Below are 15451 nucleotides of genomic sequence, written 5' to 3'. Positions count from 1 at the left end.
TCCCCGAAGTAGGGAACACTGAACACGTGGGTGCCTACGTGGCCGGCGACGGCGAGTTCAAGCGCGATACCAACTACATCACCACGCGGATCACCGCCGACGGTGCCGACGGCTATCCCGTCGAGCCCGGCCGCTACCGATTGATCGTGGCGAGGGCATGCCCGTGGGCCAATCGTGCGATCATCGTGCGCCGCCTGCTCGGCCTCGAGGATGTGCTCTCGATTGGGTTCTGCGGGCCGACGCATGACGAGCGAAGTTGGACCTTCGATCTGGATCCGGGCGGGGTGGATCCGGTGCTGAAGATTCCCCGGCTGCAGGATGCGTACTTCGCGCGTGATCCGAACTATCCGAAGGGCATCACGGTGCCCGCGATCGTCGAGGTGGCCACCGGCAAGGTCGTCACCAACGATTTCGCCCAGATGACTCTCGACTTGTCCACCGAGTGGAGTGCCTTTCATCGCGACGGCGCACCGCAGCTCTACCCGGAGGCGCTGCGCGCCGAGATCGACGAGGTGGCATACCGCATCTACACCGAAGTGAACAACGGGGTGTACCGGTGCGGGTTCGCCGGTTCGCAGGACGCCTACGAACGCGCTTACGACCGGTTGTTCACCGCACTCGACTGGCTCACCGAACGGCTATCTGCACAGCGATACCTGGTGGGCGACACCATCACCGAGGCCGACGTGCGACTGTTCACCACCTTGGCCCGATTCGATCCGGTGTACCACGGCCACTTCAAGTGCAACCGCGCCAAGCTCGCCGAGATGCCGGTCCTGTGGGCCTACGCGCGGGACCTGTTCTCGACCCCGGGGTTCGGCGACACCGTCGATTTCGTCCAGATCAAGCAGCACTACTACATCGTGCACAAAGACATCAATCCCACCGGCGTCGTGCCGAAGGGGCCCGACCTGAGTTCGTGGTTCGCGCCGCATGGCCGAGAAGCTTTGGGCGGCAGGCCTTTCGGTGACGGTACTGCGCCCGGCCCGACACCCGACAGTGAGCGGGTACCCGACGGTCACGGTGTGCCGTCCGGGCCGTGGTAATAGCGCGCTTCGGCGTCGTGCTTGCCGATGCTGACGGGTTGCGCAAGCCCGATTCGATAGGCCACCGCGTAGGCCAGCGCGGGCAGGCCGAACACCGGCAGTGACAGCACCGCCCCGAGGGTGGCTTGCAGGTACTGACGGCGGGCGAAGGGGATGCGCCGTCTGCCGTCGTCCACCCCCATCAACGCCACGATGAACGTCAAAAACCCGGTCAAGAGCACCGTGCCCAGGCTCCACCCGAGGGCAAGCCGGGAGCCGCTGAGCACCAGGGCGGACCCAGCGACCGACCACCACAGCGGCCGGGCGGATGTGTCCCGGATCTCCGCGGGAAGCTGCGGGATGCTCGGCGGAGTCTCGGCGATCCGATCGGTGTAGCTGGCCGCGATGATGTGGCCGCGAATCTTCAGGAATGGCGTCCAGCGGATGGCGAGGATGACGCCCATGAAGACCATGGCACCGAACCCGAACAACGCTGTGCTCCAGCCCCGGAACACCAGGGCGACACCACACAGCGCCGAGCCCGCGAGCCAGGTGTACCAATACAACCGGCGCCGGATCCACATATCGGTCAGGAACATGTCGGCCACCAAGGCGCCGCCCCACATGGCGAACCCGGCGTACATCAGCGCGGTGGACCATACCGGGGGAGCGACGTGGGCCGGCACCTGGCCTAATTCCAGACCAGCCGCACCGACCATTCGGCATGCGGGACGTCGCGCAACTGGCCTTGCGGATCGGTCACCAAGGTCAGTAGCTGCACGACGATGCCGGTGAGCTTGCCGCGCTGCGGGTCGACTGTCGGAATGGTCACGGCCAAGGTCGAATTGGGGCGAAACACCGACGTGGTCGAGTTGTTCTCGTCCTCGTAGACCTTCAGCAGCCGCCACGGTGCCCGCCCGATCGTGGTCGGCACCGACAACTGGATCGGATAGCGCTCGCTGACCGGCAGGTCGCCCTGGGTCTTCGGGTTGCGGCAGTCGTTGAGATTGACCACATTGCAGTACACGTACGGACCCACCCGGACCGATTGCCCGTGCGAGTAGGCGCTGATCTGGGGCATCCGGTCGTCGTTGTTGCCGCGGTTCGCAAGCCAGACGCCGACGCCTGCACCTGCCGAGGCGAGTATCACCACGACGACGAGAACCCAACGAAGCCAACGGCTCACCGGTTGGTCACCGTCGACTTTCCCTCCTGCTCAGCCACCACCGGCCGGTTCCCGCCGAAGCCCGGGATCAGCGACGCCCCGCGGCTCGAGACGATGGTCTGCGCCAGCCCGAGGATCAGCAGTGCACTGATCGCCGTGAACCCTACCCATAGTTCGGTGTAGACCAGAACTCCGAGCGCACCGCCGAGCACCCATGCCAATTGGAGCACCGACTCCGAGCGGCCGAACGCCGACGCACGGGACTCCTCGGGCAGGTCGTCCTGCAGCGAGGCATCCAGCGAGGCCTTGGCGATGGCCGTGGATCCGGAGGTGACCAAGGTTGCGGCGGCGGCGACGAACAGATTGCCGGTGACCGCGGCGGCCAGGGCCATGACGGTGACGGCAATCGTGGCACGCACCACCAGGACCGCGGGCCGCCCCAGCCGCAACCGCGCCGCGGTGAAGTTGCCGGCGAAGTTCCCGATGCCGGCCGCGGCGCCGATCATGCCGAGCATCCCCAATTGCACCCAGCCACTGGCCTGGTGGGCCTTGGCCACGAATGCCGGGTACAGGAACAGGAACCCGACCATGGCCTTGATGGTGCAGTTGCCCCACAGTGAGGTGATGATGTTGCGGCCCAAGGGTTGCCGGGGGGAGCTGATCGGCTCGGTCACCGCATCGGAGGCCCAGCCGCCCATCGGTCCGCTGGGTCCGTGATACGTCAGGGTGGTGGGAACCTCACCCTCGGTGACCTCGACCCAGCGCGGTATGCGCATCGACAGGGAGGCTCCGGCCAGGGCCAGGAAGACGACCACGAACAGGGCGCCGGGCAGAGCGAACAGGGTCGTGAAGAGGTATTCGATACCCGCGGCGATACCACCGCCGACGATGGTTCCCCCGATCAAGCCGAACACGGTCAGCCGGGAATTGACCCGCACCAGGTCGATCGTCGGCGGCATCACGCGCGGGGTCACCGCGCTGCGCAGCACGCTGAAGGACTTGGACAGCACCATCATTCCCAGCGCGCAGGGGTAGAGGACCCACGAGGGGTAGCTGCCCGTGGCGCCGTCGTAGTTCATGATCAGCACGATCGCCAGCACCATGCGCAGCATGAAGGACATGGCCAGGGCCGCCCGGCGGCCGTGCTGGACCCGGTCCAGGGCCGGCCCGATCAGGGGCGCGATGACGGCGAACGGCGCAATCGTGATGAGCAGGTACAGGGCCACCTTGCTCTTGCTCTCGCCGGAGGCGGCGGCGAAGAACAACGTATTGGCCAGTGCCACCGCCATCGCCGAGTCGACGGCGAAGTTGGCCATCACCGGCCAGGTCAGTGCGGTCAGGCCGGACTTGTCGGCGCCGTCGGCGGTGGCCGCCCGATGCACCATCGAGTACATCCGCTCGCCCATTTCCCGGCTGCGCATCGCGGCGGCGCGGGTGACGGTGACGCGCTCGCCCGCGCGGTCGCCCACGCCGCGCCGCGGCGGCCCGTCCGGATCGGACTGGTGGCCGCGCTCGGAGCCCAGCGGAGGCAGGTAGCGGTTCGCGCTGGGCGTCGGATTCGACCGTCGCCCCGAGGCCGAGTCATAGCCCGAGCCGTAACCTGAGCCGGAGGTGGCATGGTCGTCGCTGGGGTAGTTGGCCATACCGGGGTGCTCGCCGGTGCCGTCGTTCGGATAGCGGCGGACCGGACCGGACTCCGGTCCCGCGTTCGGGTGCTCACGCCGCCTTCCAGACACGTCACGATTCTCCCCCATCGCGCGGTAGTGCGACGCAGACGCGACCGGTGTGGCTGCCCGCGGGAGTCGTGAGGCAAGATTGGTGACGATGGACAGCCAGATCGACGCCGCCGAATCCGCGGCTCCGGTGCAGCCGGCCGAGCCCACGGCGGCCGTTGCCGCGGTACTCGACGGCGCGGTGGACCTGGCTCGTCGCGCGATCGTGGAGTTCAGCGGGGAGACGGTCGGGGAGTATCTGGGCGTCGCCTACGAGGACGAAACGGCCGCTACCCACCGCTTCTTGGCGAACATGCCGGGATATCAGGGCTGGCAGTGGGCGGTGGTGGTGGCGGCCTACCCCGGCGCCGATCACGCCACCGTCAGCGAAGTCGTCCTGGTTCCCGGTCCGACCGCATTGCTCCCGCCGCCCTGGGTGCCGTGGGAGAACCGGGTCCAGCCGGGCGACCTGAGCCCGGGTGATCTACTGGCGCCGCCGGTCAATGACCTGCGACTGGCGCCGGGCTTCACCGCCACCGGGGATCCGCTCGTCGACGACACCGCCCTGGAGATCGGCTTCGGCCGTCGCCAGGTCCTCAGTGCCTTCGGTCGGGACCTGGCCGCCCAGCGCTGGCATGACGGTGACCACGGCCCCGGCGCACCGATGGCGCGATCCACCAAGCGGGTGTGCCGCGACTGCGGTTTCATGGTCCGCCTCGACGGCGCGCTCGGGGTGATGTTCGGGGTCTGCTGCAACGAGCTGGCCGCCGACGGTCGCGTCGTGGACTTCGAGTACGGCTGCGGTGCGCACTCCGATACCCCGCAGCCGCCCGGCACCGGATCACCGATGTTCGATCCCTTCGACGACGGGGTGCTCGACGTCGTGGAGATCGCGGCTGCCGAGCCGGTTCTTCACGCTCCTGACCAGGAGCCTGCGGTCGAGCAGACGCCCCCGGCCCTGGTCGAAGCCGAACAGCTCGAACTTCACGTCATCGAGCCGGAGGTCATCGCCGAGGCCGCCATCGCGGATCCCGACGCGGAACCCGATGCCGAGCCGGAGCCCGGACAGGCCGACCCGGCCGACTAGTTTTCGGCGGCGGCCTTGATGCGCGCCAGCGAGGTGTTCATCCCGGCGACGAGTTCCTTCTCGAAACTCGGCACACCGCCCAGCACGGCATTGACCGTCATCGTCGAGATCGCCTTGACGCCGTTCTCGGCATGCCGGGTCTCCACGACGCGGGTGCCGGTGGCGGTCGGCTCGAGCTCATAGGTCCAGACGGTGTTGTTGGCGTTGACGCGGAACGCCAGTTTGCGCTCCGGGATCACCTCGGTGATGGTCGACGTGGTCGGCCAGAAAAGCTTGTTGCGCCGGTTCAGGTTCAGGGTGCGCGTGCCCGGGCGCAGCGGACCCAGTGATCTCATCACCCGGCACTGCGGGCTCCACTTCGGCATGTTGCCCAAGTCCGCGATGAGGTTCCAGACCTTGCTCACCGGAGCGTTGATCTCGATCTCTGCCTGCAATAGCGGTGCTGCCATCGGTTCTCCTTCGTCGGTGTCTTCAGTGTTCATCGGCGTTCATCGGCGTTCGTCGGCGTTCGTCGGCGTGGGAGCGGTCAGAGACCGGTCTGCGCACCTCGCGCACCACGCCTGGCAGCGGTGCGCTGCCACAGGAAAATCGAGGTGCCGACGACGCCGACACCCAGGCCTGCCACTGCGATCGGACGCCACGACTCCAGCGCCGGTACCGCGAATGCGGCAATGGCCGCCAGCGCCCACAGCACCGCCCCGGTGACGATCACCGGCCACGGGTCGAGCAGACCCGGCGGCAGCGCCGGCGGCTCTGGTTCGGCCACCGGCGCGGGGCTCGGGTCGGACGGATCGGAAGGCATTGCGGTCCAAGGTAACCGATGGGGCAGCCGGTAGGGTGCCCAGATCAGTAGTTGCAGGTTGAGAGGTTTCGGAGCTGTGGTGTCGTATGTTTGCGATGTGAACGATGGTGAGCTGCGGCTGGCCGGTGATCTGTCGCTGGCCGTGGTCCGACTCGCCCGTCAACTGCGGTTCCGCCGTGCCGAATCGACCACCACGCTGTCCCAGCTGTCCGCCTTGTCGACGCTGGCCAAGGAAGGGGCGATGACACCCGGGGCGCTGGCCGTGCGGGAACGGGTCCGGCCCCCGTCGATGACGCGGATCATCGGATCGCTGACCGACCTCGGCCTGGTGCAGCGTTCCGCCCACCCGGCCGACGGTCGTCAGGTGCTCATCGCGGTGTCGCCAACCGGCAAGGAGTTGGTGGACAAGGAACGGCAGGCCAGCCAGGAGTGGCTCAGCAAGCGGCTGGCCACCCTGGCTCCTGAGGACCGTGACGTCCTGCTGCGCGCCGCCGATCTGATGACTGCGCTCGTCGACGAAGAACAGTGAGCGACAACGCTTCTGGCGGACCCGACGTCATCGACATCACCGATCCCGACGACCCTCGGGTCGACGACTTCCGGGACCTCAACAGCGTCGACCGCCGACCCGACCTGCCCACCGGCAAGGGGCTGGTGATCGCCGAGGGAGTGCTGGTGGCCCAGCGGATGCTGGCCTCGCGGTTCAGTCCGCACGCCCTGCTGGGGACCGAGCGCCGTCGTGCCGAGTTGGCCGCCGACCTGTCCGGCGTGTCGGTGCCCTACTACCGGGCCAGTGCCGAGGTGATGGCCGAGGTCGTGGGCTTCCATCTCAACCGCGGTGTGCTGGCGGCCGCCCGCCGGCCCCCGGAACTGGCGGTCGGCGAGGTCGTCGCCGCGGCCCGCACCGTGGCCGTCCTGGAGGGCGTCAACGACCACGAGAACCTCGGTTCGATCTTCCGCAACGCCGCCGGGCTCGGCGTCGATGCGGTCATCTTCGGGATGGGCTGTGCCGATCCGCTTTACCGGCGGGCGGTGCGGGTCTCGATGGGCCACGCCCTGCTGGTGCCTTTCGCCAAGGCCCAACATTGGCCCGCTGATCTGAATGACCTTCGCCAGCAGGGGTTTCAGTTGCTCGCGATGACACCCAACCCGCAGGCGCACACCCTGGCCGACGCGATGGACGGTGTGGCCGGTGAGAAGGTGGCTGTGCTCGTCGGAGCCGAGGGGCCGGGGCTGACCGAGACGGCGATGCGGGCCAGCGATGTGCGGGTGCGGATACCGATGTCGCGGGGTACCGACTCGCTCAATGTGGCGACGGCCGCGGCGCTGGCGTTCTACGAGCGGGCCCGATCGGCCGGTGTGGTCCGGGCAGAGGAGGATGGCCGACTATGACCGACGAGTCGACGCCCTGGGGGACCGGGCTGACGGTCGCTGCCTTCGTTGCCGCGATCGTCGGTGCCGCCATCGTGGTCCTGAGCCTGGGCATGATCCGGGTGCACCCACTGGTCGCGGTGGTGCTCAACCTCATCGCGGTCGGCGGGCTGGCGCCGACGCTGTGGGGCTGGCGTCAGGTGCCGGTGCGACGGTGGTTCGTGCTGGGCGCCGGTATCGGGGTGGCCGGCGGCTGGATAACCCTGTTGGCGCTGGTGCTGCGGTAGCTCAGCGATCGCCGCTGGAGCGCACGCCCAGCAGCACGTCTTCCCAGGCGGGAACCGTCGGCTTGGCCTTCGTACGCTTGGCTCGCACCGGCGGGACCGGTGGCGAGGGCGGCGACGGCTGGGTCTCCGCGGGAGTCGGCGCCGTGTCGGGCTGCTCCTCGAAATCCAGCTGGGCAACCGGCGCGACCGGCCGCAGGGTGCGCTCGAAGTTCGGGTCGATCAGCTCGTTGGCCGCGTCGTCCAGCGCGGTGACGGTGCCGCCGTGCGCGCCGGGGGAGAACCGGAAGTGTGCCACGTTGTCGGACAGACCGGCCTGCCAGGCCATCTGCACGGTCCAGCGGCCGTCCTCGTTACGCCAGGCGTCCCACGTGGTGGCCTCGGAGCTCAGCCCCCGCCCGGCCAGCCATGCGCTGATGGCCTCCAGCAGGGTGACCACCGCGGGCCCGTCGGCCAGCACTGGGTGCGCGGCGGTGGCCAGCTCGGCTGCGCGCTGTCGTTCCAGCAGCACTGGATGGGCGAAGCGCTCGATCTTGCTGATGTCCATGCCGGACGCCTCGGCGAGCTGTTCGACGGACGCGCCCGCTCGGATCCGAGCCTGAATGTCTTTGGGCCGCAACACGCCTTTGACCTCGATGTCCCTCAGGGTCTGACCCAGCGACCGGTCACCGCGGACGGCGGCGCGCAGCCGGTCGTCCACGGGGATCAGGAATTTGTCGGACGGATCGCGACCTTCGCAAATGATGGCTTTGCCGTCGACATCGAGCCCGATCACCTTCAGTTCCCGCATGCCGACCTCCTTCGTCGGCACTCTAACGCAGACTCGGAAAGATCACGGTGAGGACACGCTGGAGTTACAGCCGTTCGACAACCCAGTCGACGCAACGGGTCAGCGCTTCGACATCGTCGGGCTCGATGGCCGGGAACATCGCGATGCGCAACTGGTTGCGGCCGAGCTTGCGATACGGCTCGGTGTCCACGATGCCGTTGGCCCGCAGGATCTTGGCCACGGCGGCGGCGTCCACGGAGTCGGCGAAGTCGACGGTGCCCACCACCTGGCTGCGCAGCGCAGGGTCGGCGACGAACGGGGTGGCGTAGGACGACGCCTCCGCCCACGAGTACAGCCGTTGGGAGGAGTCCGCGGTCCGCTTGACCGCCCAGTCCAGGCCGCCGTTGCCATTCATCCAGTCGATCTGCTCGGCCATCAGCGCCAGGGTGCCGATCGCCGGGGTGTTGTAGGTCTGGTTCTTGAGGCTGTTGTCGATCGCGATCGGCAGCGACAGGAATTCGGGCACCCAGCGACCCGAGGCGGCGATGGCCTCCACCCGGGCCAGTGCTGCCGGCGAGAGTAGCGCGAACCACAGACCGCCGTCGCTGGCGAAGTTCTTCTGCGGCGCGAAGTAGTAGGCGTCGACCTCACGGACGTCGACCGGCAGGCCGCCGGCCCCGGAGGTGGCGTCGACCAGGACCAGGGCTTCACCCGATCCGGCGGGACGCCGCACCGGCACGGCCACGCCGGTCGAGGTCTCGTTGTGCGCCCAGGCGATGGCGTCGACCGACGGATCGGACTGAGGTTCGGGCGCGCTGCCGGCATCGGCCTTGATCACGATCGGATCGCCGACGAACGGGTTGGCTGCCACCGCCGAGGCGAACTTGGCCGAGAACTCACCGAAGGTCAGGTGCAGCGACTTCTTGTCGATGAGGCCGAATGCGGCGGCATCCCAGAATGCGGTGGCTCCGCCGTTGCCCAGGATGACCTCGTAGCCGTCGGGCAGGGAGAACAACTCCCGCAGACCGTCGCGGACCCGTCCGACGAGGTTCTTCACCGGAGCCTGGCGGTGCGAGGTGCCGAACAGGGCGGCGGCGGTGGTGGTGAGTGCCTGCAGCTGTTCGGGGCGTACCTTCGATGGTCCGCAGCCGAAGCGGCCGTCGGCAGGTTTGAGGTCGGCGGGGATCGTCAGCGCTGCATCAGCCATGCCTCAAGCCTAGAAGTCGGCGCGCGACTCCCGAAATCAGGCGTTCGGCAGAGCCGAAAACGGGTATGGACACTTAGGCGATACCTGCGGTACCGTTTGGACAACAACCGCCCCAATGTAAACCTCTGAGGAGGCTGTCATGGCGAGAACCAAGATCGTGCGGCGCTGGCGGCGCAACATGGACGTCCTGGACGACGTCGCCTACGTCGAGAAGCTGGCCACCCTTTCCGAGGGCTCGGTGCGCAGAAACTTCAATCCCTATACCGATATCGACTGGGATTCGCCCGAGTTCACCGTCGTCCCGAACGACGAGCGCTGGATTCTGCCGGCGAGCGATCCGATCGGGCGGCACCCCTGGTACCAGTCGCAGACCAGGCAGCGCCAGATCGAGATCGGCATGTGGCGGCAGGCCAACGTCGCCAAGGTCGGCCTGCACTTCGAGTCGATTCTGATCCGGGGCTTGATGGAGTACGCGTTCTGGACCCCCAACGGCTCACCGGAATACCGGTACTGCCTGCACGAGGCGGTCGAAGAGTGCAACCACACGATGATGTTCCAGGAGATGGTCAACCGCATCGGCGCCGATGTGCCGGGTATGCCGCGGTTGCTGAAGTGGCTGCAGCCGACCATCCCACTGGTGGCCGGACCGCTGCCGATCCCGTTCTGGTTCGGCATCCTGGCCGGCGAAGAGCCGATCGACCACACCCAGAAGAACGTTCTGCGCGAAGGCAAGATGCTGCACCCGATCATGGAGCGCGTGATGGCCATCCACGTGGCCGAAGAGGCCAGGCACATCTCGTTTGCACACGAATACCTCCGCAAGCGGGTGCCGCACCTGCCGCGGCGCAAGCGGTTCTGGCTGTCGCTCTACGTGCCCGTCGTGATGCGGGTGCTGTGCTCGGCGATCATCGTCCCGCCCAGGGCGTTCTGGAAGGAGTTCGACATCCCGCGCTCGGTGCGCAAGGAGATCTTCTTCCGCTCGCCGGAGTCGCGACAGATGTTGCGCGACATGTTCGGCGACGTCCGCATGCTCGCCGCCGACACCGGGTTGATGAACCCGCTGGCAAAGCTGATGTGGCGGATCTGCCGGATCGACGGGCAGCCGAGCCGGTTCCGCAGCGAGCCCGCCCGCCAGCACGTGGCCGCCGCCTAGGAGTGTCATGCCACACGTGATCACCCAGTCGTGTTGCAGCGACGGGTCCTGCGTCTACGCCTGCCCGGTCAACTGCATCCACCCCAGTCCTGACGAACCCGGCTTCGCCACCGCCGAGATGCTCTACATCGATCCGGTGGCCTGCGTGGACTGCGGGGCGTGCGTCAGTGCATGCCCGGTCGGTGCGATCGCTCCCGACCGGAATCTGACCGCCGCCCAACTGCCGTTCGTCGAACTCAATGCTTCGTTCTACCCCGAGCGCCCCGCCGGTGTGAAGCTGCCGCCGACCTCCAAGCTCGCCCCCGTATTGCCGGCGCCCCAACTGCGTCGCGGCGGCGATCTGACGGTGGCCGTCGTCGGCTCGGGGCCGGCGGGGATGTATGCCGCCGATGAGTTGTTGACGCAGAAGGGCGTGCGCGTCAGTGTCTTCGACAAGTTGCCCACGCCGTTCGGCCTGGTACGCGCCGGCGTCGCGCCCGATCATCAGCACACCAAGGGTGTGACGCGGCTCTTCGAGCGGATGAGCAAGCACCCCAAGTTCACGTTCTACCTCAATGTCGAAGTCGGGCAGCATATTTCGCACGAGGAATTGCTGCAGTACCACCACGCCGTGCTGTACACCGTCGGTGCGCCCACTGATCGCCGCCTCGACATTGCGGGCATGGGCATACCCGGCACGCAGACCGCGACGGAGACGGTGGCCTGGATCAACGGCCACCCCGACTTCGCCGGGCTCGACGTCGACCTGAGCCATGAACGAGTGGTGATCGTCGGCAACGGCAACGTGGCCCTCGACGTGGCCCGGATCCTGACCGCCGATCCCGACGACCTGGCGCGTACCGACATCTCCGACACCGCACTGCAGACACTGCGTGGATCGGCGGTGCGCGAGGTCGTCATCGCGGCCCGGCGCGGTCCGGCCGACTCCGCGTTCACGCTGCCGGAGCTGATCGGGTTGACCTCGGTCGCCGATGTCGTGCTGGACGCCGACGACCACGAGCGTGTCCGGCGTGACCTCGAGGCCGTCGACGACGCTCTGACGGCCGCGAAACTGGAGATCCTGGCCAAGCTGCCGGTGGCCACCGCCGCGGTATCCCGGCCGCGAATCCGGTTGGCCTACAGACTGACTCCGCATCGCATCCTCGGCGCGGATCGGGCCGGCGGCATCGAGTTCCGGCGCACCGGCACCGAGGAGGCGGTGAGTGTGGAAGCCGGCTTGGTACTGACCTCGATCGGCTACCGGGGAGCGCCGATCGCCGGACTGCCCTTCGACGAGGGGGCCGCCGTTGTCCCGAACTTTCAGGGGCGCGTCCTCGATCCGCTCACCGGTGACCCGGTCGTCGGTGCCTATGTCGCCGGCTGGATCAAGCGCGGTCCGACCGGCTTCATCGGCACCAACAAGTCCTGCTCCATGCAGACCGTCGCCCATCTGGTCGACGACTTCAACGCCGGCGTGCTTACCGATCCGGTTGACCGTCCGACGGCGCTGGACCGGTTTGTCCGCGCCCGCCAGCCCGACGTCGTCGACGCGGCGGGCTGGCGTGCCATCGATGACGCAGAAACCGCCCGCGGTCGCGATGCGGGGCGCCCGCGGGTGAAGTTCACCGATGTGGCCGATATGGTCGCGACGGCCGCCGCCGCGCCGGAACCCCCGCTGGCCAGACGGCTGCTCGCCGGGTTGTTGCGCTAGCCCTGGCTCATCATCGCCTGCTGGATCTCGTCGTAGCTGACCTCGCGTACCGGCTGCCCCAACGACCACTGGTGGCCGAACGGATCGCGGACCATGCCGTAGCGATCTCCCCAGAACTGGTCCTCGAGCGGCATCACCACGGTGGCGCCCGCGTCGATGGCCTGCTGGAATTTCGCGTCGACGTCGGTGACGGTCAGGTGGATGGTCACCGGGGTGCCGCCCAGGGCCGGCGGGGTCATCGACCTGCCGCCGGACATCTCCGGAAAGTCGTCGTTGAGCATCACCATGGCGCCGTTGATCAGCACGGCGGCGTGGATGAGCTTGCCGTCGGGGCGCGGCACGCGACCGATCTCCTCGGCGCCGAACGCCTTGACGTAGAAGTCGATCGCCGCCGGGGCGTCGTCGACGACCAGATGCGGGGACAGCCCGGGTTGTACTTCGATCGCCATGAAAAGCCTCCTGTTACGTCAGGCGGCCGGCCGGCCGCCACCGGTACAGACATGGTGGGCGGTGCAAACTCATCGCCCACCGCCATGCAACCACCGGGCACCGACGCAAATCATGGTGATCGTCCTTCGGATGGTCCCGCGCCGGGCCACACTGGAGTACGGTTCGGGGCCGGAGGCAGGGAGGCCGACGATTGACCACCACGACAGCGCCGCGATCGAGTGCCGCCGAGACCCGGCGGGCGATCTGGAACACGATCCGCGGGTCCTCGGGCAACCTGGTCGAGTGGTACGACGTCTACGTCTACACCGTGTTCGCAACGTATTTCGAGGGCCAGTTCTTCGACGAGTCCGAGAAGAATTCGACGGTCTACGTGTATGCGATCTTCGCGATCACCTTCGTGATGCGACCGGTCGGGTCGTGGTTCTTCGGCCGGTTCGCCGACCGGCGGGGCCGGCGGGCGGCACTGACGGTGAGCGTGTCACTGATGGCGTTGTGCTCGTTGGTGATTGCGCTGGTGCCGTCGCAGGCGATGATCGGGGCGGCGGCGCCGGTCATCCTGATCGTGGCCAGGCTGGTTCAGGGTTTCGCCACCGGCGGTGAATACGGCACGTCGGCGACCTACATGTCGGAGGCGGCGACCCGCGAGCGGCGCGGGTTCTTCTCCTCGTTCCAGTACGTGACGCTGGTCGGTGGGCATGTGTTGGCACAGTTCACGCTGCTGATCCTGCAGTCGGTCCTCAACACTGACCAGCTGCGCGAATTCGGTTGGCGCATCGCATTCGCCGTGGGTGGCGTAGCGGCGGTGGTGGTGTTCTGGCTGCGCCGCACGATGGACGAGTCGCTGTCCCAGGAGGTCATCGAGGCGACCAAGGCGGGGCAGGACCCTGGTGCGGGATCGATGCGAGCACTGTTCACCGACTACTGGCGGCCGCTGCTGCTGTGCTTCCTGATCACCCTGGGCGGGACGGTCGCGTTCTACACCTACAGCGTCAACGCGCCGGCGATCGTCAAGACCACCTACAAGGGCGACGGGATGACCGCGACATGGATCAATCTGACCGGGCTGATCTTCCTGATGCTGCTGCAGCCGGTCGGCGGGATCATCAGTGACCGGATCGGGCGCAAGCCGATGCTCGTGTTCTTCGGGGTCGGCGGTCTGGTGTGGACCTATGTGCTCATTACGTTCCTCCCCGAGACACGTTCGCCGCTGGCATCTTTCGGGCTGGTCGCGGTGAGCTATGTGATCCTGACCGGGTACACGTCGATCAATGCGCTGGTGAAATCGGAGCTCTTCCCGGCGCAGGTGCGGGCGCTCGGTGTGGGGGTCGGCTATGCGCTGGCGAACTCGATCTTCGGCGGGACTGCGCCGCTGATCTACCAGGCGGCCAAGGAGCAGGGCCACGTACCGCTGTTCATCGCCTACGTCACGGTCTGCATTGCGGTGTCGCTGGTGGTGTACGTGTTCTTCCTGCGCAACAAGGCCGACACGTATCTGGATCGGGAGCGGGGCTCGGCGTTCGCGGCGTGAGCCTCAACTAGACGTGCTTGTGCGCGATCTCGTCCCAGCCCTGCACCGACTCCGGTGAGCGAGGTTCCGGGCCGACGTAGATCGCCGATGGCCGGACCAGCTTGCCCAGGGTCTTCTGCTCGAGGATGTGGGCGCACCAGCCTGCGGTGCGGCCGCAGGTGAACATGGCCGGCATCATCTTCGGGGGCACCTTGGCGAAGTCGAGGATCACCGCGGCCCAGAACTCGACGTTGGTCTCGATCGCCCGGTCCGGGCGGCGTTCCCGCAGCTCGGCGAGTGCGGCCTGCTCGAGGGCGGCGGCCACCTCGTAGCGGGGCGCGTCCAGCCGCTTGGCCGTAGCCCGCAGTACCCGGGCCCGGGGGTCCTCGGCCCGGTACACCCGGTGGCCGAAGCCCATCAGCTTCTCCTTGCTGTCGAGGATGTTGCGCACCACCGCGCGCGCGTCACCGGTGCGCTCGGCTTCCTCGATCATCGGGATCACCCGGGCGGGGGCGCCGCCGTGCAGCGGGCCGCTCATCGCGCCGATGGCGCCGGACAGGGCGGCCGCCACATCGGCACCGGTGGACGCGATCACCCGGGCGGTGAACGTGGAGGCATTCATCCCGTGCTCGGCCGCCGACACCCAGTAGGCGTCGATCGCCGCGACGTGGCGCGGATCCGGCTCGCCCTGCCACCGGGTCATGAAACGTTGTGTGACGGTGGAGCATTCATCGATCACCCGTTGCGGAACCGCCGGCTGGTAGATGCCGCGTGCCGACTGTGCGACGTAGGACAGCGCCATCACCGAGGCACGGGCCAGATGCTGGCGCGCGGTCTCGCCGTCGATGTCCAACAGGGGCCGGTATCCCCAGATCGGTGCCAGCATCGCCAGGCCGGCCTGCACGTCGACCCGGACGTCGCCGGTGTGGATGGGCAGCGGGAACGGCTCGGCGGGCGGCAACCCGTCGCCGAAGCGGCCGTCGACCAGCAGCCCCCACACGTCGCCGAAGGTCACCTGGTTGCCCACCAGATCCTCGATGTCGACGCCGCGATAGCGCAGCGCACCGCCGTCTTTGTCCGGTTCGGCGATCTCGGTGGTGAATGCCACTACGCCTTCCAGGCCGGGCGCGAAGTCCTCCGGTACCAGGGTCATAGGAGGATTGTTCCACTCGGTCCCGACGCTGTCGCTACCGGCCGGTAACAAACGGCTGGCTGCCGGCGGCGTACCG

17 protein-coding genes are annotated in these 15451 nt (G+C 67.8%); 8 read left to right on the top strand and 9 right to left on the bottom strand.

What is annotated here, in order from left to right; all coding sequences use genetic code 11:
- The first annotated feature begins 26 nt into the window (after positions 1-26).
- Entirely contained in the window at positions 27-1046 is a 1020-nt protein-coding gene (locus tag G6N35_RS15050) for a glutathione S-transferase family protein (protein ID WP_163804979.1), read from the top strand.
- Here G6N35_RS15050 and G6N35_RS15045 read toward each other — a convergent pair.
- The 3 genes from G6N35_RS15045 to G6N35_RS15035 are packed head-to-tail and all read right to left on the bottom strand — an operon-like array spanning position 1019 to position 3833.
- On the bottom strand, positions 1019-1711 hold the full coding sequence (locus tag G6N35_RS15045; RefSeq protein ID WP_163804978.1) for a hypothetical protein: 693 nt from the start codon (positions 1709-1711) through the stop codon (positions 1019-1021). The genes G6N35_RS15050 and G6N35_RS15045 overlap by 28 nt on opposite strands.
- Before the next feature lie 5 nt (positions 1712-1716).
- The gene (locus G6N35_RS15040) at positions 1717-2211 is read right to left on the bottom strand and encodes a DUF2771 domain-containing protein (RefSeq protein ID WP_163804977.1); all 495 of its coding nucleotides are present in this window, start codon (positions 2209-2211) and stop codon (positions 1717-1719) included.
- A complete protein-coding gene (locus G6N35_RS15035) occupies positions 2208-3833 on the bottom strand; it encodes an MFS transporter (RefSeq protein ID WP_163807694.1) in 1626 nt (541 codons plus the stop codon). Before G6N35_RS15035 ends, G6N35_RS15040 begins: the two co-directional genes overlap by 4 nt.
- Positions 3834-3975: 142 nt before the next feature.
- Here G6N35_RS15035 and G6N35_RS15030 point away from each other — a divergent pair, with 142 nt between their 5' ends.
- Positions 3976-4989 carry a DUF3027 domain-containing protein gene (locus tag G6N35_RS15030; protein WP_407664550.1) on the top strand — a complete coding sequence of 338 codons (1014 nt, stop codon included), beginning with the start codon at positions 3976-3978 and terminating at the stop codon, positions 4987-4989.
- Here the strand turns inward: G6N35_RS15030 and G6N35_RS15025 are convergent.
- Together G6N35_RS15025 and G6N35_RS15020 are read right to left on the bottom strand one after the other, a co-directional pair.
- Positions 4986-5438 (bottom strand): SRPBCC family protein, encoded by a 453-nt coding sequence (locus tag G6N35_RS15025; protein WP_163804975.1) that lies wholly within the window; start codon positions 5436-5438, stop codon positions 4986-4988. The two genes, G6N35_RS15030 and G6N35_RS15025, sit on opposite strands and share 4 nt — an antisense overlap.
- Before the next feature lie 77 nt (positions 5439-5515).
- Positions 5516-5791, bottom strand: coding sequence for a DUF2530 domain-containing protein (locus tag G6N35_RS15020; protein ID WP_163804974.1), 276 nt, complete (start codon positions 5789-5791; stop codon positions 5516-5518).
- 97 nt (positions 5792-5888) lie between these two features.
- On the opposite strand from G6N35_RS15020, the gene G6N35_RS15015 reads away from it, so the two are divergent.
- Genes G6N35_RS15015 through G6N35_RS15005 form a run of 3 tightly spaced genes read left to right on the top strand, consistent with a single transcriptional unit; the run spans position 5889 to position 7449 of the window.
- Positions 5889-6320, top strand: a complete 432-nt coding sequence (locus tag G6N35_RS15015) for an Rv0880 family HTH-type transcriptional regulator (RefSeq protein WP_163804973.1) — start codon at positions 5889-5891, stop codon at positions 6318-6320.
- Positions 6317-7183 (top strand): TrmH family RNA methyltransferase, encoded by an 867-nt coding sequence (locus G6N35_RS15010; protein WP_163804972.1) that lies wholly within the window; start codon positions 6317-6319, stop codon positions 7181-7183. Before G6N35_RS15015 ends, G6N35_RS15010 begins: the two co-directional genes overlap by 4 nt.
- Positions 7180-7449 (top strand): DUF2537 domain-containing protein, encoded by a 270-nt coding sequence (locus tag G6N35_RS15005; protein ID WP_163804971.1) that lies wholly within the window; start codon positions 7180-7182, stop codon positions 7447-7449. The genes G6N35_RS15010 and G6N35_RS15005 overlap by 4 nt, the downstream gene beginning before the upstream one ends.
- Before the next feature lies 1 nt (position 7450).
- On the opposite strand, the gene sepH is transcribed toward G6N35_RS15005, so the two are convergent.
- Positions 7451-8236 carry a septation protein SepH gene (sepH, locus tag G6N35_RS15000; protein WP_163804970.1) on the bottom strand — a complete coding sequence of 262 codons (786 nt, stop codon included), beginning with the start codon at positions 8234-8236 and terminating at the stop codon, positions 7451-7453.
- A gap of 64 nt (positions 8237-8300) precedes the next feature.
- Positions 8301-9422 (bottom strand): phosphoserine transaminase, encoded by a 1122-nt coding sequence (gene serC, locus G6N35_RS14995; protein WP_163804969.1) that lies wholly within the window; start codon positions 9420-9422, stop codon positions 8301-8303.
- 139 nt (positions 9423-9561) lie between these two features.
- On the opposite strand from serC, the gene G6N35_RS14990 reads away from it, so the two are divergent.
- Positions 9562-10575, top strand: a complete 1014-nt coding sequence (locus G6N35_RS14990) for an AurF N-oxygenase family protein (protein WP_163804968.1) — start codon at positions 9562-9564, stop codon at positions 10573-10575.
- Positions 10576-10582: 7 nt separating this feature from the next.
- Positions 10583-12265, top strand: coding sequence for an FAD-dependent oxidoreductase (locus tag G6N35_RS14985; protein WP_163804967.1), 1683 nt, complete (start codon positions 10583-10585; stop codon positions 12263-12265).
- Here the strand turns inward: G6N35_RS14985 and G6N35_RS14980 are convergent.
- Positions 12262-12714: a VOC family protein gene (locus G6N35_RS14980; protein WP_163804966.1), complete on the bottom strand. Its 453-nt coding sequence runs from the start codon at positions 12712-12714 to the stop codon at positions 12262-12264. The two genes, G6N35_RS14985 and G6N35_RS14980, sit on opposite strands and share 4 nt — an antisense overlap.
- Positions 12715-12905: 191 nt before the next feature.
- On the opposite strand from G6N35_RS14980, the gene G6N35_RS14975 reads away from it, so the two are divergent.
- Positions 12906-14243, top strand: a complete 1338-nt coding sequence (locus tag G6N35_RS14975) for an MFS transporter (RefSeq protein ID WP_163804965.1) — start codon at positions 12906-12908, stop codon at positions 14241-14243.
- A 7-nt stretch (positions 14244-14250) separates the two neighbouring features.
- Here the strand turns inward: G6N35_RS14975 and G6N35_RS14970 are convergent, their stop codons facing one another.
- A complete protein-coding gene (locus G6N35_RS14970) occupies positions 14251-15375 on the bottom strand; it encodes a citrate synthase 2 (protein ID WP_163804964.1) in 1125 nt (374 codons plus the stop codon).
- Between the last annotated feature and the right edge of the window lie 76 nt (positions 15376-15451).

This window comes from Mycolicibacterium anyangense (assembly GCF_010731855.1).
Taxonomy (GTDB): Bacteria; Actinomycetota; Actinomycetes; order Mycobacteriales; family Mycobacteriaceae; genus Mycobacterium; species Mycobacterium anyangense.
The sequence above is the reverse complement of the archived record's forward strand: the minus strand, read 5'-3'. Positions and strand labels throughout refer to the sequence as shown.

Bases quoted from the DNA above. Each gene is read 5' to 3' on its own strand.
- G6N35_RS14985 (WP_163804967.1), top strand. From the start codon at position 10,583: ATGCCACACGTGATCACCCAGTCGTGTTGCAGCGACGGGTCCTGCGTC.
- G6N35_RS15035 (WP_163807694.1), bottom strand. From the start codon at position 3,833: ATGGCCAACTACCCCAGCGACGACCATGCCACCTCCGGCTCAGGTTAC.
- G6N35_RS15005 (WP_163804971.1), top strand. From the start codon at position 7,180: ATGACCGACGAGTCGACGCCCTGGGGGACCGGGCTGACGGTCGCTGCC.
- G6N35_RS14990 (WP_163804968.1), top strand. From the start codon at position 9,562: ATGGCGAGAACCAAGATCGTGCGGCGCTGGCGGCGCAACATGGACGTC.
- G6N35_RS14980 (WP_163804966.1), bottom strand. From the start codon at position 12,714: ATGGCGATCGAAGTACAACCCGGGCTGTCCCCGCATCTGGTCGTCGAC.
- G6N35_RS15025 (WP_163804975.1), bottom strand. From the start codon at position 5,438: ATGGCAGCACCGCTATTGCAGGCAGAGATCGAGATCAACGCTCCGGTG.
- sepH (WP_163804970.1), bottom strand. From the start codon at position 8,236: ATGCGGGAACTGAAGGTGATCGGGCTCGATGTCGACGGCAAAGCCATC.
- serC (WP_163804969.1), bottom strand. From the start codon at position 9,422: ATGGCTGATGCAGCGCTGACGATCCCCGCCGACCTCAAACCTGCCGAC.
- G6N35_RS15020 (WP_163804974.1), bottom strand. From the start codon at position 5,791: ATGCCTTCCGATCCGTCCGACCCGAGCCCCGCGCCGGTGGCCGAACCA.
- G6N35_RS14970 (WP_163804964.1), bottom strand. From the start codon at position 15,375: ATGACCCTGGTACCGGAGGACTTCGCGCCCGGCCTGGAAGGCGTAGTG.